This window comes from Rhodococcus sp. 15-725-2-2b (assembly GCF_002259075.1).
Classification (GTDB): Bacteria; Actinomycetota; Actinomycetes; order Mycobacteriales; family Mycobacteriaceae; genus Rhodococcoides.
Genome location: NZ_NPFL01000010.1, coordinates 1 through 19,456, shown reverse-complemented (window position 1 = coordinate 19,456; position 19,456 = coordinate 1). Strand labels below are relative to the sequence as shown.

General features: G+C 66.0%; 20 protein-coding genes. 8 read left to right on the top strand and 12 right to left on the bottom strand.

Annotation, left to right across the window (positions count from 1 at the left end):
- Positions 1 to 79 precede the first annotated feature (79 nt).
- Positions 80 to 853 carry an IclR family transcriptional regulator domain-containing protein gene (locus tag CH306_RS12170; RefSeq protein WP_052050010.1) on the top strand — a complete coding sequence of 258 codons (774 nt, stop codon included), beginning with the start codon at positions 80 to 82 and terminating at the stop codon, positions 851 to 853.
- A gap of 2 nt (positions 854 to 855) precedes the next feature.
- Here the strand turns inward: CH306_RS12170 and rlmB are convergent, their stop codons facing one another.
- Genes rlmB through CH306_RS12145 form a run of 5 tightly spaced genes read right to left on the bottom strand, consistent with a single transcriptional unit; the run spans position 856 to position 4,908 of the window.
- A complete protein-coding gene (gene rlmB / locus CH306_RS12165) occupies positions 856 to 1,839 on the bottom strand; it encodes a 23S rRNA (guanosine(2251)-2'-O)-methyltransferase RlmB (RefSeq protein ID WP_032397190.1) in 984 nt (327 codons plus the stop codon).
- Positions 1,839 to 3,254, bottom strand: coding sequence for a cysteine--tRNA ligase (gene cysS / locus CH306_RS12160; RefSeq protein WP_045200901.1), 1,416 nt, complete (start codon positions 3,252 to 3,254; stop codon positions 1,839 to 1,841). Before cysS ends, rlmB begins: the two co-directional genes overlap by 1 nt.
- A 23-nt stretch (positions 3,255 to 3,277) precedes the next feature.
- Complete coding sequence (ispF, locus tag CH306_RS12155) at positions 3,278 to 3,742, bottom strand: 2-C-methyl-D-erythritol 2,4-cyclodiphosphate synthase (protein WP_032397191.1); 465 nt, start codon at positions 3,740 to 3,742, stop codon at positions 3,278 to 3,280.
- 10 nt (positions 3,743 to 3,752) lie between these two features.
- A complete protein-coding gene (gene ispD, locus CH306_RS12150; RefSeq protein ID WP_094646750.1) occupies positions 3,753 to 4,418 on the bottom strand; it encodes a 2-C-methyl-D-erythritol 4-phosphate cytidylyltransferase in 666 nt (221 codons plus the stop codon).
- A gap of 1 nt (position 4,419) precedes the next feature.
- Positions 4,420 to 4,908 (bottom strand): CarD family transcriptional regulator, encoded by a 489-nt coding sequence (locus CH306_RS12145; protein WP_027494344.1) that lies wholly within the window; start codon positions 4,906 to 4,908, stop codon positions 4,420 to 4,422.
- A gap of 288 nt (positions 4,909 to 5,196) precedes the next feature.
- Here CH306_RS12145 and CH306_RS12140 point away from each other — a divergent pair, with 288 nt between their 5' ends.
- The 3 genes from CH306_RS12140 to disA all read left to right on the top strand — a co-directional run bounded on the left by CH306_RS12140 (position 5,197) and on the right by disA (position 8,457).
- Complete coding sequence (locus tag CH306_RS12140; RefSeq protein WP_094646749.1) at positions 5,197 to 5,805, top strand: hypothetical protein; 609 nt, start codon at positions 5,197 to 5,199, stop codon at positions 5,803 to 5,805.
- 43 nt (positions 5,806 to 5,848) lie between these two features.
- On the top strand, positions 5,849 to 7,246 hold the full coding sequence (gene radA / locus CH306_RS12135) for a DNA repair protein RadA (RefSeq protein WP_094646748.1): 1,398 nt from the start codon (positions 5,849 to 5,851) through the stop codon (positions 7,244 to 7,246).
- 125 nt (positions 7,247 to 7,371) lie between these two features.
- Positions 7,372 to 8,457 carry a DNA integrity scanning diadenylate cyclase DisA gene (gene disA, locus CH306_RS12130; protein WP_032397195.1) on the top strand — a complete coding sequence of 362 codons (1,086 nt, stop codon included), beginning with the start codon at positions 7,372 to 7,374 and terminating at the stop codon, positions 8,455 to 8,457.
- Here the strand turns inward: disA and CH306_RS12125 are convergent.
- From CH306_RS12125 to CH306_RS12115, 3 genes are all read right to left on the bottom strand, one after another.
- On the bottom strand, positions 8,454 to 9,329 hold the full coding sequence (locus CH306_RS12125) for an SCO6745 family protein (RefSeq protein WP_094646747.1): 876 nt from the start codon (positions 9,327 to 9,329) through the stop codon (positions 8,454 to 8,456). The genes disA and CH306_RS12125 overlap by 4 nt on opposite strands.
- Before the next feature lie 15 nt (positions 9,330 to 9,344).
- Positions 9,345 to 10,091 (bottom strand): hypothetical protein, encoded by a 747-nt coding sequence (locus CH306_RS12120; protein WP_094646746.1) that lies wholly within the window; start codon positions 10,089 to 10,091, stop codon positions 9,345 to 9,347.
- 90 nt (positions 10,092 to 10,181) lie between these two features.
- A complete protein-coding gene (locus CH306_RS12115) occupies positions 10,182 to 10,808 on the bottom strand; it encodes a carbonic anhydrase (RefSeq protein WP_032397417.1) in 627 nt (208 codons plus the stop codon).
- Between the two features lie 90 nt (positions 10,809 to 10,898).
- Between CH306_RS12115 and CH306_RS12110 the strand changes: the two genes are divergently transcribed.
- The gene (locus CH306_RS12110; RefSeq protein ID WP_094646745.1) at positions 10,899 to 11,783 is read left to right on the top strand and encodes an A/G-specific adenine glycosylase; all 885 of its coding nucleotides are present in this window, start codon (positions 10,899 to 10,901) and stop codon (positions 11,781 to 11,783) included.
- On the opposite strand, the gene CH306_RS12105 is transcribed toward CH306_RS12110, so the two are convergent.
- Both CH306_RS12105 and CH306_RS12100 read right to left on the bottom strand, forming a co-directional pair.
- Positions 11,780 to 12,589: an alpha/beta fold hydrolase gene (locus tag CH306_RS12105; RefSeq protein ID WP_094646868.1), complete on the bottom strand. Its 810-nt coding sequence runs from the start codon at positions 12,587 to 12,589 to the stop codon at positions 11,780 to 11,782. The genes CH306_RS12110 and CH306_RS12105 overlap by 4 nt on opposite strands.
- Before the next feature lie 5 nt (positions 12,590 to 12,594).
- On the bottom strand, positions 12,595 to 13,332 hold the full coding sequence (locus CH306_RS12100) for an alpha/beta fold hydrolase (protein ID WP_094646744.1): 738 nt from the start codon (positions 13,330 to 13,332) through the stop codon (positions 12,595 to 12,597).
- 36 nt (positions 13,333 to 13,368) lie between these two features.
- On the opposite strand from CH306_RS12100, the gene CH306_RS12095 reads away from it, so the two are divergent.
- Complete coding sequence (locus CH306_RS12095; protein ID WP_045198600.1) at positions 13,369 to 13,680, top strand: antibiotic biosynthesis monooxygenase family protein; 312 nt, start codon at positions 13,369 to 13,371, stop codon at positions 13,678 to 13,680.
- Positions 13,681 to 13,697: 17 nt separating this feature from the next.
- On the opposite strand, the gene CH306_RS12090 is transcribed toward CH306_RS12095, so the two are convergent.
- Both CH306_RS12090 and CH306_RS12085 read right to left on the bottom strand, forming a co-directional pair.
- Positions 13,698 to 15,998 (bottom strand): putative bifunctional diguanylate cyclase/phosphodiesterase, encoded by a 2,301-nt coding sequence (locus CH306_RS12090; protein WP_094646743.1) that lies wholly within the window; start codon positions 15,996 to 15,998, stop codon positions 13,698 to 13,700.
- Between the two features lie 175 nt (positions 15,999 to 16,173).
- A complete protein-coding gene (locus tag CH306_RS12085) occupies positions 16,174 to 16,611 on the bottom strand; it encodes an OsmC family protein (RefSeq protein ID WP_032397201.1) in 438 nt (145 codons plus the stop codon).
- A 140-nt stretch (positions 16,612 to 16,751) separates the two neighbouring features.
- On the opposite strand from CH306_RS12085, the gene CH306_RS12080 reads away from it, so the two are divergent.
- Positions 16,752 to 17,939 carry a lipase family protein gene (locus CH306_RS12080; RefSeq protein WP_256981143.1) on the top strand — a complete coding sequence of 396 codons (1,188 nt, stop codon included), beginning with the start codon at positions 16,752 to 16,754 and terminating at the stop codon, positions 17,937 to 17,939.
- A gap of 76 nt (positions 17,940 to 18,015) precedes the next feature.
- Complete coding sequence (locus CH306_RS12075) at positions 18,016 to 19,341, top strand: serine hydrolase domain-containing protein (protein ID WP_094646741.1); 1,326 nt, start codon at positions 18,016 to 18,018, stop codon at positions 19,339 to 19,341.
- Positions 19,342 to 19,456: the final 115 nt, after the last annotated feature.

Sequence of the window (19,456 nt, the reverse complement as noted above, 5' to 3'; positions counted from 1 at the left end):
AGGCAGCTCTTGTGGTCAAGACCACAAGCACGGAGCGGTGTGATGCAGCGCGATCAGGGCGATGAGGCAGACTCGAACCATGACGGCCGAGATCGCCCCCGACGACCAACGCCCCGCCTGGTTCGTGCAGTCACTCGAACGAGGCCTGAGCGTGCTGCAGTGCTTCGACGACGCACATCCCGCCCGCACTCTGACCGAGGTCGCCGGGGCCGTCGGAGTCACACGAGCTACGGCCCGCCGACTGCTGCTGACGCTGGCCGAACTGGGATTCGTCCGCCAGGACGGCCGTCGGTTCACCCTCACCCCACGAGTGATGAACCTGGGCTTCACGTTCCTGTCCGGAATGGACCTGCCGCGTCTGGCCGAACCCCACATCGAAACGCTCGCACGACAATTGGGCGAAACGACTTCGGTGGCGATCCTCGACGGATTCGACATCGTCTACGTCGCGCGCGTTCCGTCGTCGCGCATGCTGCGGGTCGTCATCACATTGGGCACTCGATTCCCCGCGCACGCAACGTCTTCGGGTCGAGTGCTGCTCGCAGCGCTGCCCGAGAGCGAGCTGGAGCGTTACTTCGCCGACGCGCCCATCGAAGCCCTCACCCCGCGCACGCTCGTCGATCGAGACGCACTGCGTGCCGAGATCGACCGAGTGCGCGCAGCCGGGTGGTCCGAGGTGGTCGACGAACTTGATGTCGGAATGCGTGCTGCTGCAGTGCCTTTGCGGAACAGCAACGGCACCGTCGTGGCCGCGCTGAACACGTCACTGCACGCGAGGAATTACACCGACACCGACATGGTCCAGACCGTGATCCCGGCGATGCACGACACCGCCGCCCGCATCAGAACCTAGGTCTACCCGCGGCGTTGCCGAGCTATGTCGGCCAGCACGACGCCTGCGGCGACGGACGCGTTGAGCGATTCCACCGGCCCCGCCATCGGGATCGACAGAATGTGATCGCAGGTCTCGCTGACAAGACGCGACAGGCCCTTGCCCTCGGAACCGACGACGATGACGACCGGCCCCTTACCGTCGAAGGTGTCGAGTTCGGTGTCGCCGCCCGCGTCGAGACCGACGACGGTGACACCCTTGGACTGCCAATCCTTCAGTGTGCGAGTCAGATTCACTGCTCGCGCGATGGGCAGGCGAGCTGCGGCACCGGCACTGGTTCGCCATGCCACTGCCGACACGCTCGCGCTGCGCCGCTGCGGAATCACTACGCCGTGACCGCCGAAAGCGGCCACCGAACGCACGACGGCACCGAGGTTGCGCGGGTCGGTGATGTTGTCGAGAGCCACGAGCAGAGCCGGCTCCTGGTGCGTGCGCGCGTTCGAGATCAGATCGTCGGGGTGCGCGTAGCGGTACGGCGGCACCTGCAGGGCCAGGCCCTGGTGCAATCCGTTGGCGCTGAGCTTGTCCAGATCCGAGCGAGGAACTTCGAGGATGGAGATCCGCGCATCGCCTGCGCGCTGCACGGCTTCCTTGAGGCGATCGTCGCTGTCGGTACCGACGGCAACCCACAGTGCGGTGGCGGGCACGCCTGCCCGCAGGCACTCCACGACCGGGTTGCGGCCCAATACCACCTCGGGACCGTCTTCGGCCTTGCGTCCGGCCGGCCTGCCACCCGCGCGGCCACCGGTGCTGCCGCCACGATTCTGCGCGGACTTCTCGGCGAGCTTGGCCCGACGCGCGGCGGGATGCTTGGTGCGCTCGGAGGCGGGAGGCGTCGCCCCACGACCCTCGAGGCCCTTACGACGCTTGCCGCCGGAACCGGCGACCTGCCCCTTCTTGGTGCCGTCCTTGCGGATCGCGCCGCGCCTACTCGAATTGCCTGCCATCACAAACCTGCTTCGTCGGTCTTGCTCGTACCCAGCGACCATTCGGGCCCGTTGGGTGTATCTGTCACGTCGACTCCGGCCTTCGCCAGTCGTGTCCGTATGTCGTCGGCAGTGGCCCAGTCCTTGGCCGCCTTCGCCGATGCTCGACGCTCCAGCTCGGCCTCGACCAACACGCCGAGAGCGCCGAGGGCGGCCGAGTCGGAACCGCTGTCGCGGCTCCAATGCGGATCGAGCGGATCGACACCGAGGATGTCGAGCATCGCTCGCACGCTGCCCGCGTACTCCGCCGCAGCCGTTAGATCGCCGGACTCGAGTGCGGTGTTGCCGAGTGTGACGGTGGCGTGAATCTCGGCCAACGCCTTGGGAACTCCGAGGTCGTCGTCGAGGGCCTCGGCGAACCCGGCGGTCCACTTGCCCATCGGTACCTCACCGGCACGTTCGACGGCTCGACGGACGAACCCTTCGATTCCCCGGTACGTCACGGCGGCGGTCTCGAGAGCGGTGTCGGAGTACTCGAGCATCGACCGATAGTGCGCACCACCGAGGTAGAACCGAAGCTCTTGCGGCCGAACCCTCTCGAGTACGTTCGGTACCGAGAGAACGTTGCCGAGAGACTTCGACATCTTCTCCCCGCCCATCGTCACCCACCCGTTGTGCAGCCAGTACTGCGAGAAGCCGTCACCGGCCGCCATGGACTGCGCCCGCTCGTTCTCGTGGTGCGGGAACACCAGATCGAGGCCGCCGCAATGAATGTCGAACTCCGAGCCGAGGTAGTTCTCTGCCATCGCCGAGCATTCGAGATGCCAGCCCGGGCGGCCGGGACCCCACGGCGTCGGCCACGACGGCTCGCCGGGCTTCGCGCCCTTCCACAGCGTGAAGTCGCGGGGATCACGCTTGCCCTCGGCGACGCTCTCACCCTGGTGCACGTCGTCGAGCTTGTGCCCGGACAGTGCGCCGTAGCTCGGGAAGCTCTGCACGTCGAAGTAGACGTCACCGCACGAATCGGCGTAGGCGTGGCCGCGTTCGATCAGGCGCTCGATCATCTGCACCATCTGGGTGATGTGCCCGGTCGCGCGCGGCTCCGCCGACGGCGGCAGCACCCCGAGCCGGTCGTACGCCCACGTGAAGGATCGCTCGTAGGTAGCAGCCCACTCCCACCACGGACGGCCGGCATCGCGTGCCTTGTTGAGGATCTTGTCGTCGATGTCGGTGACGTTGCGTACGAACGCCACGTCGTAATCGTGCGCCAGCAACCAGCGGCGCAGTACGTCGAAGGCGACGCCGCTGCGCACGTGGCCGATATGCGGTTCGCCCTGCACCGTCGCCCCACACAGGTACACCGATACATGGCCAGGGACCAAGGGGGTGAATTCCCGCAGGGCCCTCGTCTCGGTGTCATGCAGGCGAAGGGTCACGACCAGCAATGCTACCGGTGGTTTTACCTCGTCATGACAAGTGCGGTCGCGATGGCCGCGATTCCTTCACCACGACCGGTCAACCCCAGCCCGTCGGTGGTGGTCGCAGACACCGATACCGGCGCACCGAGCACCCGCGAAAGAACTTCCTGAGCCTCGACACGGCGCGGTCCGATCTTGGGCCGATTGCCGATGATCTGCACCGCAGCGTTGCCGATCGCGAAACCGTCCTCGTCGAGCAGCCGCTTGACCTCGGTCAACATGGCGGCTCCACTGACCCCGTCCCATTCCGGACGCCCGGTCCCGAACACCGATCCGAGATCACCCAGCCCCGCCGCGGACAGCAATGCGTCGCACAGGGCGTGCGAGGCCACGTCGCCGTCGGAATGCCCGTCGAGTCCGTCCGCATCGGTGAACAGCAAACCCGCCAGCCAACAGGGCCGACCGGGAGCGATGGGATGGACGTCGGTTCCGATGCCGACTCTCATAGCGCGCCTCTCACAGCAGGGCCTGTGCCAGTAGTAGGTCGTGTGGAGTGGTGATCTTGAACGCGAGTGCGTCGCCGACGATGGAGTGCACCGTCTCGCCGATGCGCTCGACGAGGCCCGCGTCGTCGGTGGAGATGTCGGATGCGGCGTCGTACGCCCGGCGCAGGACGTCGGCGTCGAATCCCTGCGGAGTCTGCACCGAGCGCAGACTCGCGCGGTCCGGGGTACCGACCACCGCGCCCATGATGTCGACTTCCTTGATGGTGTCGACGACCGGGAGGACGGGGATGACGGCGGAGCGTCCGGCCCGCACCTCGGCCACGACGCGGGCGATCAGCGTCGGTGGGGTGAGGGCACGGGCTGCGTCGTGGACGAGTACGACGGCCGCATCGCCGACAGCGGCCAGACCGGCGCGCACCGAATCGGTGCGCTCGAGCCCTCCGGCCACGACGACGACATCGTCGCCGACATGACGACGGGCCGCGTCGAGCAGATCGGCCGGCACGATGACGACGATGCGATCGACGGCCCCCGAGGCCCGAAGACCGTCCACGGACCGTGTCAGGAGAGAATCGGTGCCCAGACAGACGAATGCCTTCGGCTCGTCGTGTCCGAGCCGAAGGCCTTTGCCTGCTGCGGGTACCAGGGCGACCACGTCGCCGGAAGTACCGTTCACTCTAGGAAGCTGTAGCGAGAACTTCGTCGAGCATGGTGTCGGCCTTGGCCTGATCCGTTCCCTCGGCGAGTGCGAGCTCGCCGACCAGGATCTGACGCGCCTTGGCGAGCATGCGCTTCTCGCCTGCCGACAGGCCGCGGTCCTGCTCACGTCGCCAGAGATCACGGACGACCTCGGCAACCTTGTTCACGTCACCGGACGCGAGCTTCTCCAAGTTGGCCTTGTAGCGGCGCGACCAGTTGGTGGGCTCTTCGGTGTGCGGCGCGCGAAGCACCTGGAAGACTTTGTCGAGACCTTCTTGCCCGACGACGTCGCGAACGCCTACGTATTCTGCGTTGTCCGCGGGAACTCGAACGGTGAGGTCGCCTTGCGCGACCTTGAGAACCAGATACTCTCTCGGTTCACCCTTGATGGTGCGTGTCTCTATCGCTTCGATCAGCGCCGCTCCGTGATGGGGGTAAACGACGGTGTCTCCGACCTTGAAAATCATGTGACAAGTGCCCCTTTCGATTTACCCAGAATACCACGGCTCATATCAACGGTGCAGGTCAGGGGCATAGTGGTGCCGAATCAGGGGTTGACACAGACCGATCAACGTGTATCCGGGGCCACATTTTCACGTGCGTCACTGCGCCGTCCTCACACTCGGCAGGCACCCTCACCTGGCGTCATCGGGCCACCGGCAGACCCCACGAGCGGCCGGCGGACGAGAACTACTACTCTCCCTAGTGGACGAGATGGACCGAGCCGGCCCGGCACCACATGGAGGACGACCGAAGTGACTGCATTCGACGCTGCGACACCGCTTGGCCGCCATCGCAGGACGGCCGCTGCCCTCGCTCTTCTCGCCGGTGGCGCGCTCGCCCTCACCGCGTGCGGCGCAGGTCAGATCTCCCAGACGGCCACTCAGGTCGCCGCGGTCAACGGCAACTCCGTCGACGTCGGCGACATCCAGCTGCGCAACGTGCACGTGGTGTACCCCGATTCGCAGGAGTACAGCATCGAGCCCGGCGGCACCGTCGAGCTCGGTTTCACGGCCATCAACTCCAACCCGGGTGTGGCCGACGAGCTGACCGGCATCTCCTCCCCCGAGGCCGAGGTCACCATCGTCGACGAGGCGGAATCGGGCAGCACCGAGATCGCTCCGCTGACCGCGCTCGGCGCAGGTACGCCCGCGGACGTTCAGCTCGACGATCCGCTGCTGCCGATCCAGCTGATCAAGGTCGAGATGGCAGACATCTCCGAGAACGTTCGGCCGGGCCTGACCTTGCCGGTCACGTTCGAGTTCGCCAACGCGGGCGAGGTCGTCGTCAACGTTCCCGTCGATGCCGGCCACGAGCTCGAGCGCGACGAGTCCGCGGTGACCGAGCACAGCGAAGGCGAGTAGCCGCCGCCCCGACCCTGTCGGTGCCCATCGTTAGGCTCGCGGCGTGGTCAAACTGAAGTCGAGCTACCGCTGCTCCGCGTGCCGTCACTCGGTCTCCAAATGGGTCGGTCGCTGCCCCGAGTGCGGTGACTGGGGCTCGATGGACGAAGTCCAGGCCACCGCTGCTCCGCTCGCCACACGCGCAGGCGCATCGGCCCTTCGTTCGGGCGGTGGGGCCATGATTCCCACCACGCCCGCTGCAGCTCTGACGACAATCAGCAGTGCCACCTCGCAGGCCAACACCACCGGAATCGACGAGTTCGATCGTGTTCTGGGTGGCGGCCTCGTCCCCGGTTCGGTCGTGCTCCTCGCCGGCGAGCCCGGAGTCGGCAAGTCGACGCTGTTGCTGGAGGTGGTGCATCGGTGGGCCCGATCGGCGCCCGATCGTCGAGCGCTCTACGTCACGGGCGAGGAGTCGGCGGGTCAGGTGAGGTTGCGTGCCGATCGGACCGGCGCGGTACACGAGCGCGTCTTCCTCGCCGCCGAGTCCGACCTCGCCACCGTCTTCGGCCACGTCGAGCAGGTCGAGCCGAGCCTGCTGATCGTCGATTCCGTGCAGACGATGCTCGCCGCGGACGTCGACGGCGTCATCGGCGGTGTCACGCAGGTTCGCGCCATCACGAGCGCGCTGACCACGCTGGCCAAGACGACCGGGGTTGCGGTGCTGCTCGTCGGGCACGTCACGAAGGAGGGCGCGGTGGCAGGTCCGCGCTCGCTCGAGCACCTCGTCGACGTGGTCCTCAACTTCGAGGGCGACAAGCACTCGACTCTGCGGATGATCCGCGGCGTCAAGAATCGGTTCGGCGCATCCGACGAGGTCGGCTGCTTCGAGCTGCGCGAAACCGGGATCGTCGGCATCAGTGATCCGTCCGGGCTGTTCCTGCATCATCGGGGCGACGCCGTGCCCGGCACTGCCATCACCGTCACGATGGACGGCAAACGGCCGCTGTTGGCCGAGCTGCAAGCACTGATCGTGGACACCGCGATGCCGTCGCCCCGGCGCGCGGTCAGCGGGCTCGATCACGCCCGCGTGGCGATGATCCTGGCCGTGTTGGAACGCCGCTGCGGGGTCAAGGTGTCCAAGGCGGAGGTCTATGCGGCGACGGTCGGCGGCATGCGCACCAGCGAACCGTCCGCCGATCTCGCGCTGGCTGCGGCCGTGGCGTCGGCGGTCCGCGATCAGCCGCTGCCCCCGGGCATGGTGATTCTGGGCGAGGTGGGGCTGGCAGGCGAGGTGCGCCGCGTCGCCGGACTGGGTCGCCGCCTCGCCGAGGCCGCGCGGTTGGGCTTCAACTACGCCATCGTCCCCGAGGACGCAGGCCCCATACCGGACGGCATCAAGGTCAAGACCGTCACCAACGTCGGCGAGGCGTTGACCTACACGCGTATGCGGCCCGTATGACACCGGGCAGTATTCTTTGTCGGGCTGCCTGCATGTAGTTGCGCAGTACTCTTTATCCGCAGACATGCATCGCCCGCACGGGCAGCAACCACGCCGCACGCCGAGACGACACGAGGGGGTTGGCCATGGAGGGCACCACGCCGTCCCCAGCGCTGCGCGAGACCATCGCCCGGCTCGCACCGGGAACCGCCCTGCGCGACGGTCTCGAGCGAATTCTGCGCGGCCGCACCGGCGGCCTGATCGTCCTCGGATACGACGACGAGGTCGAGGCCATCTGCGACGGCGGATTCGAGCTCGATGTCGAGTTCGCGCCGACCAGACTTCGCGAGCTGTCGAAAATGGATGGTGCAGTAGTACTTTCGACCGACGGCAAACGAATCGTCCGGGCCAATGTGCAGCTCGTACCGGACCACAAGATCCCCACTGTCGAATCCGGCACCCGGCACCGCGCCGCCGAGCGAACCGCCATGCAAACCGGCTATCCCGTCGTCTCGGTGAGCCAGTCGATGAGCATCGTCAGCGTCTACATCGGCGGCGTCAGGCACGTCGTGGAGGGCTCGGCCACCATCCTCTCGCGCGCCAATCAGGCCGTCGCGACCCTCGAGCGCTACAAGGCCAGGCTCGACGACAACACTCGTCAACTCTCTGTCGTCGAGATCGAGGACTTCGTGACCCTGCGCGATGCCCTGACCGTCGCGCAGCGCCTCGAGATGGTGCGGCGAGTGTCGGTGGAGATCGAACAGAACGTCCTGGAACTCGGCACCGACGGCAGGCAACTCGCGCTCCAGCTCGAAGAGTTGTTGGGCGACAACGACGTCGATCGCCAACTGATCGTCCGTGACTACCTCGCCGGGAACGAACCGTCGAGCACCACCGGAGTCGAGAAGGCACTCGCCGCACTGGACAAGCTGACCGACGTCGATCTGCTGGATCTGACGACGCTGGCCCGAGCCTTCGGATATCCCGCGACCATCGAGGCCCTCGACACCCCGATGAGCCCCCGCGGGTACCGGGTGCTCACCCGAGTTCCGCGGTTGCAGTTCAGCCAGATTCACCGACTCGTCGGCGCGTTCGGCACCCTGCAGGGGCTACTCGCGGCCACCTCGGCCGACCTGCAGTCCGTCGACGGCATCGGTGGACTGTGGGCCCGTCACATCCGCGAAGGCCTCTCCAGACTGGCCGAGGCCTCGATCTCGGGACCGTACGACTAGGACGCCTTCTTCTTCGTCCCCGGCAGGAAGCCTGCATCGATCACGGCCTTCACGTACGGTCGTGCGCTCGTGATCAACTCCTCGGCATCGGGGACGTCTCTCCACACGGCCGACGCCATGATGTCGGTGCGATCCTCGATGTGCTGATCGAGCGCGACGCCGTCGTCGGTCAACGTCTCGCCCTCGGCGGAGACGGTGAGCAGTCCACGGGCAGCGAGTCGTTCTGCGGCAGAACCCCATTCGCTCTCGGACCATTCCCGGGTGAGCTGCGTGATGCGCTTGCCGAGCGCCCGACGGCCGGGCTGCGGGTTCGGCCGGTCGGCCTCGTGGAAGACGGCCGCTTCCGTTGGATCGAGTTCTGCGTCGATCAGCGCGGCGAGGTGGCCGTCACCGCGCCATTCACGGAGGACGGTGATCGAGTGCCAGAGGGCCAGATGCGGTACCTCCGGTCGAGCGGCGGAGTGCCACGCCGCGGCGAGCGGTCGGCCCGCGAACGAGGCGGTGTCGCCGATATCGCCCAGACGCCCCGCCAACTCGGTGAGCGCAGGGTCGTCCGCCAGGGAGCCGAGAGCCGTGCCGAGAACGGAGTCGAGCAGGGCCCACCGACGATCGGACACCGCGTCCAGTCCGACGGCCACGGCGGCAGGCCACGCACGCTCGATCAGTACCGGATTGAAGTTGTAGAACGCAGCAGCGACGACACTCGGCGCGCACGGCCCCATCGGAGCAGCCCGAGCTCCGACGTACCAGGCGTGCCCGTCGAGGCCGGTGTCCTCGTACGCCGATCCCAGTTCGGGATTGAAGTACGCGGTGACGTGGAAGGGTTCGAGCGTCTTGTAGGCCGCTCGGGCGAGTGCTGTAAAGGTGGTCATGAGAGTCGACCGTACTCAGCCGGTGATGTTGAACGGCTCCGGCGCGCTCTTGAGCTCGCCGAGCTGGGCGATCGCCTGGTAGGCACCGACGCCGACCGGGATGCGCTCTTCGCCGCAGCCGGGAACCGAGTTGGTACCCGACCACTTGACGGTGAAGCCGGCCTGTTCGCCGGGCTTGAAGGTGCGCAGATCCGAAGCAGCGTTGGGGAAGCAGTCGATGTTGGACCAGATGCGCTGATTGTCGAGGGTGTAGACGAGCGCCTGCTGCAACCCGGCACCGACGTCGCGCTGACATTCGGTGGAGCCGATGTTGGTGATGACCACGGTGAACACGGGCTCTTCGCCCAGCCGGTAGGTGGCCTGCTCCGGCGTCACCTTGATCGCGAGCGACTGATCCGAGCACTGATTGGCGATCACCGGAGCCGGCACGCCGCTGGTGGTCGCAGCTGCGCCACCACCGGCAGCGGAGTCGGTGGCTCCACCCGAGCCGCCGGAACCACCTGATCCACCCGAACCGCCACCGGAGCCACCTGCACCGGCGGAATCCGCATCGGAGGCAGAGGAGCTGGGTGACGGCAGAGCCGAGGACGTCGCCGGAGCCGCAACGACACCTGCAGGAGCGGCCTCGGTGTCGTCGGAACCGCCACTGAGCGAGGCGATGAACCACACGATCAATCCGAGGACGACAACGGCCGCACCGATGGCGAGCGCACGGCGTCGCCAGTAGATTTCGGGAGGCAAAGGCCCGGTCGGTTCCAACACGAATCAACCGTATGCGGCCGAGGCCACGCTATCCCTGAGCCCACGCGGCGTGTCGCGTCAGCGAACTCACCGAGATGGGATCGGAGTGGTTCAGGCTGGTATTTCGCCGATGTCGCCGATCACCTCACGCAACTGCGCATGACCCTTCGACAGTTGGTAGGTGAGCCCGACGATCGCGAGCTCTCCGGCTTCGACCTTCTCGGCGACGATTCGGGAACGCTGCATCAGCAGATTTCCGGTTTCCTCGACGTGGCGGGCCTCGAACTCGTCGACGGCATGGTAGCCGTCACGGCGGGCCGAGAGCACCGACGGGGTGACGCGTTCGACGACGTCGCGGATGTAGCCACCGGGTACGTCGCCACTCTCGAGGGCGTCGACGGTCGCCTTGACTGCACCGCAATGATCGTGGCCGAGCACCACGATCAGCGGCGCCTTCAGCACCGCGACGCCGTACTCGATCGAGCCCAGAACCGCAGAGTCGACGACATGGCCTGCCGTGCGCACCACGAACATGTCACCGAGGCCCTGATCGAAGATGATCTCTGCAGCAACACGCGAGTCCGCGCAGCCGAAGAGGATGGCACCGGGATGCTGAGCGCTCTCGAGGCGGGCGCGATCCTCGATACCCTGCGACGGGTGCAGGACCTCTCCGGAGACAAACCGTTGGTTGCCTTCCTTGAGTGACTTCCAGGCAGCGATCGGATTCGAAGCAGGCATGGGTTTCATTGTGCACGTGGATCGAGTTACCGGCGAGTCGGGTTGACTACTGTTGGGACCGATCACAGACACGACGAGAAGGGCGACCACTTGCCGATCGATGCCGACGCACTGCTCGGGTGGTTCGACACCGACGGACGCGACCTGCCGTGGCGAAGGCCCGGCGTCAGCGCGTGGCAGATCCTGATGAGCGAGATCATGCTGCAGCAGACGCCGGTGGTGCGGGTCGCGCCCATCTGGGAGCAGTGGGTGCAGCGTTGGCCGGTGCCGTCGGCGATGGCCGCGTCCTCGCAGGCCGAAGTGCTCCGCGCGTGGGGCAAGTTGGGCTATCCGCGTCGAGCACTGCGGTTGCACGAGTGCTCCCGGGTGCTCGCCGAAGAGTACGGCGACGAGGTGCCCACCGACGTCGAGACTCTGTTGGGTCTGCCGGGCATCGGCGCATACACCGCAAGGGCGGTCGCGACTTTCGCCTACGGTCAGCGAGTTCCTGTGGTGGACACCAATGTTCGACGCGTCGTCGCGCGTGCGATGCACGGCAATGCCGAGCCCGGAAATCCCTCGACCTCGCGGGATCTGGCCGACGTCGAACAGCTGCTCCCCGAGAGCGTCCCGCGCGCCGCCCGCTACTCGGCGGCGTTGATGGAACTGGGCGCACTGATCTGTACAGCCAAGAATCCGGCCTGCCTGCTGTGCCCACTGCCGGAGTGCGCCTGGATCGAGGCAGGCAGGCCCGCGCACACCGGCCCGGCCAAGAAGGTCCAGAAGTTCGCGGGGACGGATCGTCAGGTGCGCGGCAAGCTCATGTCGGTGCTGCGCGAGAGCACCGGACCGGTCGAGCGCGCCCAACTCGACATCGTCTGGCCCACCGACCCGGCCCAACGCGATCGAGCTCTCGATTCACTGCTCACCGACGGCTTGATCGAACAAACCGAATCGGGATTGTTCGCCCTCGCTGGCGAGGGTTCGGACGGCTAGGACGCCAGGAACTCCACCAGCGCAGCATTGACCGCATCGGGGCGTTCGAGGTATCCGAAGTGACCGGTGTCGGCGATTTCGATGTACTGCGCACCGGGTATCGCGGCGGCGACGTCGCGGCACTGCTGCACCGGAATCATGCGATCGTCGGCGAATCCGATCACCAGAGATTTCGCCCTGATCGCCCGGCACGCCGCCAATCGGTCCGTCCCTGAACGCATTTCGAGTCCGATCTGCGCACGCATACCCGCAGTCTTTCTGCCACCGGAGTATTCGAGGATCGCCAGCCAATCACCGATCGCCGAGTCGTCGGCGAGGGTCTTCGGCGAAAAGTTCTGCATCGCAGTCATCGCCGCCCGATACGACGCGGGGAGTTCGACCCCGGCGTCGTGAAGATCCTTCTCACCCTTCGACATCTGCGCACGAAAAGTGGTGGTCTTGCCGAAGGTGGCCATCATCACTGCATGCGACACCAGATCCGGCCGGGCCAAGGCCAGTTCCTGCGTCACGCGCGCTCCCATCGAGGTGCCCACGACGCGTGCAGGCCCGCCACCGAGGTGTTCGATGAGGGCAGCGGTGTCGGCGACCAGATCGTCGAGCGTCATTCCGCTCGCGCACTCGGAAGACGGTGCGATACCCCGATTGTCGAAGGTCACCACCCGATACCCCTGCTTCACCAGCACCGGAACCTGATGGGTTCGCCACACGCGTCCCGGGCTACCGGTACCCATCACCAACACCACCAGCGGACCGTCGCCGGTGACGTCGTAGTTGAGGTCGATTCCGTTGAGCTTCGCGAGCGGCATTCGGATCATCCTAGTGCGCGCAGGAACTCCTGCACCGCCGTGCGATACCCCTCGGGTGCCTCGTCGTGAATCAGGTGCGCCGCCTTCTCGATCCGCACGTACGCCGATCCGGGCTTGCCCGAGTGCATTCGCTGCATCTGACCGGCCGGGGTGATGGTGTGTTCACCTTCGATCAGCAACACCGGAGCGTCGACGGCATCCCACTCGTCCCAGAAGTGTCGAGTCCCCCACTCCTGCGAGATCGCCTCGAAGACGTCCACCTCACCGTGCAGGTGCCAGCCATCGTCACTTCGCACGAAGGAATCCAGAAAGTATTGTCCCGCAACATCTCCGAAGAACGCCAGCACCGCATCGGCGTCGGGAAAGGGTTGCGGCCACGCCCGCATCATCGCTGCCCAATCATCGGCGGTCCGTCCCCTGAAATCCGGAGAGATGTCCTCGACCACCATGGCGGAAACCAGGTCGGGGCGCTCGGCGGCGGCACACCAACCGTGCAGTGCGCCCATCGAATGGCCGATCAACACACTGGGACCCAATGCCTCGAGATGCTCGAGCAGGTCGGCCACGAAGAACTCGGTCGTGAGCTCGGTCGGCGCAGGACGACGATGCCCCGGCGCATCGTAGGAGTGCACATGCCCGAATTCTCGAAGCCACGGAACCTGCCGCCGCCAGGTGGCGGCGCTGCCCATCAGCCCGTGCAGCAGCAGAATCGAACGGCCGGATCCACCCTCGTCGTAGAGCATCACCACCGAGCATATCGGCGGAGTAATCTCGCGGGCATGGCCATTGTGAAGATCAATGCGATCGACGTACCCGAGGGCGCGGGCCCCGAACTCGAGAAGCGCTTCGCCGCGCGCGCCGGGTCGGTCGACGGCTCCCCGGGTTTCCTCGGGTTCCAACTGCTGCGGCCGGTCAAGGGCGAGTCGCGCTACTTCGTCGTCACCCAATGGGAGGACGAGGAGTCGTTCCAGGCATGGTCGGCGGGACCGTCGCGGGAGGCTCACGCCGGAGCCAGTTCTGCGAAGCCGGTCTCGTCCGGAGCATCCCTGCTCGAATTCGAGGTCGTACTGGACGTGCCTGCCGCGTCCTGAAGAGCGCACGCGTCCGCTCAGATGCGTTCGCGGGCGAGCTCCCATTCGAGTCTCGTCGGCATCTGCGAATCCAGTTTCGCCACAGCTTCGGCCAGGAACTCGGCCGGCATCGGCCTGCCGAGGAAGTAGCCCTGAGCACCGTCGCAGCCCAATTCTCGGAGCGCGTCCAACGTGCCCGCGTCCTCGACTCCCTCGGCCATCACCCGCACCCCGAGACTTCGAGCCAGGTCGATGGTCGAGCGCACGATCGATGCGTCGGTCTCTTCGGTTTTCATCTTCGACACGAACGAGCGGTCGATCTTGAGAGTCTGCACCGGCAGAGTCTGCAGATAGGCCAACGAGCTGTAGCCGGTGCCGTAGTCGTCGATCGCGATGGTGACGCCGAGGCCACGAAGGGACGTCAACGCGTTCACCGAGCGCACCGGATCGGTCATCGCCGTTGTCTCGGTGACCTCGAACTCCAGGGCATGCGCGGGAACCGAATGTTTCGCCAGCGCGGCCGCGACCTGTTCGGTGAGCGTCTCGTCCAGTAGGTTTCTCACCGAAAGATTCACCGAGACAGACAAATTGACTCCACGTCGACGCAGCTCGCTGCACTGAGCCAAGGCCTCGTCGAGCACGAGGGCGGTGATGGCGGGCAACATACCGGTGCGCTCGGCGTCGGGCAGGAACATCGACGGTCCGATCAGACCCTCACGTGGGTGCTGCCACCGCAGTAACGCCTCGACGCGATCGACACTGCCGGATTCCAGATCCAGGCAAGGCTGAAAGAACACTCGAAGCTGGTGGTCACCGATGGCCTTGTCGAGTTCGCCCAGCAACCGCATGTGATCGTGTCGGTCACGATCCATGTCGGGTTCGTAGCGACCGATACGAGTGTGGCCCGCCTTCGCGGCAGTCAGGGCCACGTGTGCCCGCTGCAGCATCGATTCGCCGTCTATCGACACGGTCGCCGAACCCGAGGCCGCCGGGCAGACTTCTATGGCTGCGATTCCGACCGTCGCGTCGAGTGCCACGTTGATGTCGTGCACGAACATCGTTCTACTGACTGCGAACTGGAGTTGCTCGGCAGTGTCCGATACGTCGATCTGGCCGGGACGCCTGCGCATGGCGACGACGAACTGATCCCCACCGAGCCGTCCGACGAGGTCGTCGGATCGCACCGATGCGACCAGGCGATGACCGATCTCGCGCAGGACACTGTCTCCCACGCTGTACCCGAAGGTCTCGTTGATCTGCGCGAAGCGGTCGATGTCCACCACGAGCGTGAATACGTCCGACTCGCCGCGTCCGGCGAGCATCGTGTCCAACCGCTCTCGGAGCAGGCGGCGACTGGCCAGCCCGGTCACCGCATCCGTCCGAGCCACGTCCTCGAGCACTGCGGCCTGCCGCCGCAGCGTCTCGAGGAAGTATGCGATACGGCACCCGACGAGCGCGATGATCATCGCCGACGACAGCACGATCACCCACCCCCACTGCTGGACCGGAACCCCCCGGGCCAACTGAACAGCCATCGCAAGGGGTGTCACGGCGACCGCGACCGCGAGTCCGAGAAATCTCACACGCCCGAATCTGAACGGGCTGGACCGGTCGACCCGCGACACCGCCCGCTCCGGAATGTGCAAGGCGATCACTCCGAAACACACGTACGAGGCCAACCACAGCGTGTTCAGGAGAGTCGAACGGTAGAGCTCGGACGAGTCGACCGTGGCATAGGACGCGAAATCGGCAGACACCAGGAACACGACTCCGGCCGCTGCCGCCAGGAACGGCACCGTTGTCGAGCGGGTCAGCAGGTACAGACTTCCGACGAGCGTGAGCAGAAACGCGTCGATGGTGAGGTAGACCGTGGCAGGCCACAATTCCATCGCCGACGGAAACGACAGCGTCGAATCGCCGGGGATGACGAACACCCACGTGGCGAGTCCGATACCGACTGCAACAACCAGACACTCGAGCAGTTCTTCCCACCCGAACACGAGCCCGTTCTCGTCGGCGGCTCGTGCGAAGCCGACGGCGATCACCAGATAGCCGAACAGGTAGAAGATGTCGGACGAGGAGAACGTCGATACTCGTCCACCGCTGACCTGCACCATCGCGATCAGCGCGTCGCCGATACCCCAGGAGCCGACGCCGACGGCCATGTACCTCCACGTCCGCTTGTCCGGCCCGGGTTCCCGAAAGTAGCGGTAGACGAACGCGACAATTGTGGCCAGAAGCACGATTGCGTATATCGCACCTTGGGGTATCCCCGGCGGGGCTATTGCGTACGCCGCTACGGCGAGTACACCGAGGCCCAGGAAGCGCGTCCACAACATGGTGGGGCTGATCCTTCCTAGGCCGGTCGGTGCATACCCCGAACGTACGCATCAGCCGATCGAACCCGACGTTTGAACACGATTCGTAACCGAATCACCCTGCAGATGGGTCGAGTAACGAACTATTTCAAACCTGACGATTGTTCGCCAGTCTCACATCGGGCGATTTGTCCGTTCAGCTTTCGAGAGCCGCGTCCAATGTGATCTCGACACCGGTGAGAGCCTTGCTGACGGGGCAGGTTTCCTTTGCCGCCTGAGCCGCCTTCGCGAAGCCGTCTGCATCGAGACCCTCGACCTCGCCCCGCACGGTGAGTTTGATGCCGGTCAGCTTGAAACCCGGTTCATCGGGACCCAGCGAGACATCGGCGGTGACCTCGAGGCTCTGTGGGGTGCCGCCCGCCTCGGCGATCAACGCCGACAACTGCATCGCATAGCAACTCGAGTGAGCCGCGGCGATCAATTCCTCGGGACTGGTGGTGCCGTCGGCGTTCTCGGCGGCGCGCTTGGGAAACGACACATCGAAAGTCGCCGCGCCGGAACTGGACAGCTCGACCTGGCCGGAACCTTGTTCCAGCGTTCCGTTCCAAGCTGTGCGTGAAGTACGAGTTGGCATCGAACCGAATCCTTTCGTAGTCGACCCTCTGTGGGCCTGTTTCTCAGGCTAACGTCAGCGGGGTGACCGGGCTACCGAGTGCGAAGATGTCGACACGACGGGTGCGACAATCGAGAAACTGCCCGCGCGCAGCGACGATCGTGGCAACCGCGATCCTGTCGATCGCGATCGCCGGATTCTCGACGCCGACGGCCGGCGCGAGCCCTCTGACGGACTTCTACGACGCGCCGGTTGCGGCGGTCGACACCGCGACGCTCGGCGAGGTGGTCCGAAGCCGGCCCGTCAACTCGCCCAAAGGGTTCGGTCTCGGATTCGACATCGAGCGGATTCTCTATCGGTCCACCGACACACACGATCAGCCCATGGTCGTATCCGGCTACACCATGACCCCCACCGCTCCGTGGGTCGGCCCCGGACCCCGGCCGGTGATCGCGTACGCGCCCGGCACCTCCGGTATGGCGGACCGCTGCGCCGGATCGGCTGTTCTCGGGACAGTCGGTTCGTCCCCGGCCATCCTGCCGCTGCTGTTGGCCGGATATCGCGTCGTCGCGACCGACTACCAGGGCCTGGGCACCCCCGGCGGGCACACGTACCTGAACCGAATCGCCTCGGGCCGTGCTCTGCTGGACGCCGCCAGATCAGCGGACGTCGAGCCGACCACCCCGGTGGTGCTGTTCGGCTACTCCGAAGGCGGGTTCGCGTCCGCATCCGCTGCCGAACTCGCCTCCACCTACGCTCCCGAGCTGAACGTCCGGGGAGCGTACGTCGGTGCGCCACCGGCCGATCCGACCCTCAACATCGACACGCTCGACAACACCCGCCTCGGTAGCGCCGCGCTCTTCACGGTCGACGGGATGATCAACGCCTACCCGGAACGAGCGGCAGGCATCCGCGACCTCTTCGACTCCGACGGGATCGCCGCGCTCGACGCCGCACAGAACTGGTGCACCACCGACCCCGCGGCCACCGTAACCGTACGAACGACCGAGCTCACCCGCGACGGCCGACCACTGACCGAGCAACTGAGCAACCCGGTGCTGGCCGAGATCACCGAGACGAACACCGTCGGGCGCATCGCCCCTGCCATGCCGGTGTATCTCTCGCACGCAGTCGAGGACGACACCGTGCCCGTCGAGCAGAGCCGCACCCCGCTCGGGCGCTGGCGCGATCTGGGCGCAGACGTCACCTACCGCGAATACGATCTGCCGGCCATCCCGGTGGAGGGCGCGAACCACCTACCCGGATCCCTGGCGGCCTACGACGACGTGATGCCCTGGATCGCAGGCCTCGTCCGCGCAGGAGTGGAGCTTGCAGGAACGACCCGATAGGCGGAAGCTGATCTCAGGTGTGAAATCAGGGTGTTCACCGAGGCGTCGACCGCGATGAGGTTGATTCACTCCCATCATGCGCATCGTCCACGCCCTGCTGACCGTCGTAGCGGTCCTGACCGCAGGCTCCCCCACCCCACCGGACCCCGGCGTGGCGTCGGACATCCGAGCCGTCGCAGACGAACTCGGACTGCCGGGAGTCGCGTTCCGCGTCGTCTCCGAGCACGAGGTCTTGGAGAACGTCGAGTACGGGGTGGACGGAGACGGTGCGCCGATCGACGAGACGACTCCGTTCGTGTGGGGTTCGGTATCGAAGTCGGTGACGGCGGCCACGGTGTACTCACTCGCCGAACACCGAGCCCTGACGCTGGATGGATCCGTGAATTCGATTCTGCCGGAAAGTGATTGGATCCTTCCGGACGACGTCACGATCGACGACCTGATCCACCACACGAGCGGCCTCCCGCACGATGTGACCGAACTGGACGTGTGGGGGCGCACGGAGCGAGCGCTCGACATCCTCCCCACCCTGGACGTCAGGGCCGCCGAACGCGGCACCTTCCGTTACTCGAGTCTGAACTACCTACTGCTGCAAGCGATCGTCGAGAAGGCCACCGCCGAACCTTTCGCCGACGTCGTCGCCCGTGAGACCGGGGTGCACACCGCCGACACCGTCGCACCCGGCCACGTACCGTTCTTCACCTTCCCCCGAAGAATCGATACCGGAATCGACTCCGCAGGAATGGGTTACGGCTACCTGAGCGGTTCCATCGACGAACTCTCACGCTATGCATCCAGGCAACTGACCGCTCCGGCGTCGGACAGTCCGGATACGGTGCCGACAGGTTCGGGGGCGGCGTACGGATACGGGTGGTACGTCGAAACGCTGCCCGACGGTACCGAGATGCGGTGGCATTCCGGGGCGGTCCCCGGCTATTTCACTCACGTCGCACTCGTTCCGGAACGACACCTGGCAGTGGTGTTCGCGACCAACAGATACGGCGAGCTCGAGGCCGATGCTCTGGCCTCGGCTGCCCGCTCCCTCGTGCTCACCCGACTCGGCATGGACGAACCTCGTACCGCCGGCTTCGGTCCGTACGAAGTTGCACTGATAGCGTCGACCACCCTCGCGGTGCTGTTGGCGATCTGTGCGACCAGAGCGCTCCTCGGATTCCGAACCGCTCCAGGACGATGGGCACCCGCGCATGCACTGGCCGCCCTCGGCGCAGCTGGACTGCTGTACTTTTCGCTGCCCGCACTCGCCGATGCGCCGATCTCGACACTGGCCCGCTGGGCTCCAGATATCGCGCTGCTGTTCTGGATCCTGCTCGCCGAACTTGTTGTCATCGCCGTTGCCCTCGGCGCTCGGGTCCTGCGTCAATGGACCACTGCACACGTCTGAGCGCTGCAATGTGCCATTCACCCGCGGAGCTGATCTGCGTGAATGGACCACTACATACGTCTGAAGAGTGCAATGGTCCATTGACGCGAACGGGGGTGGGTGGTCGGGCCGTGGG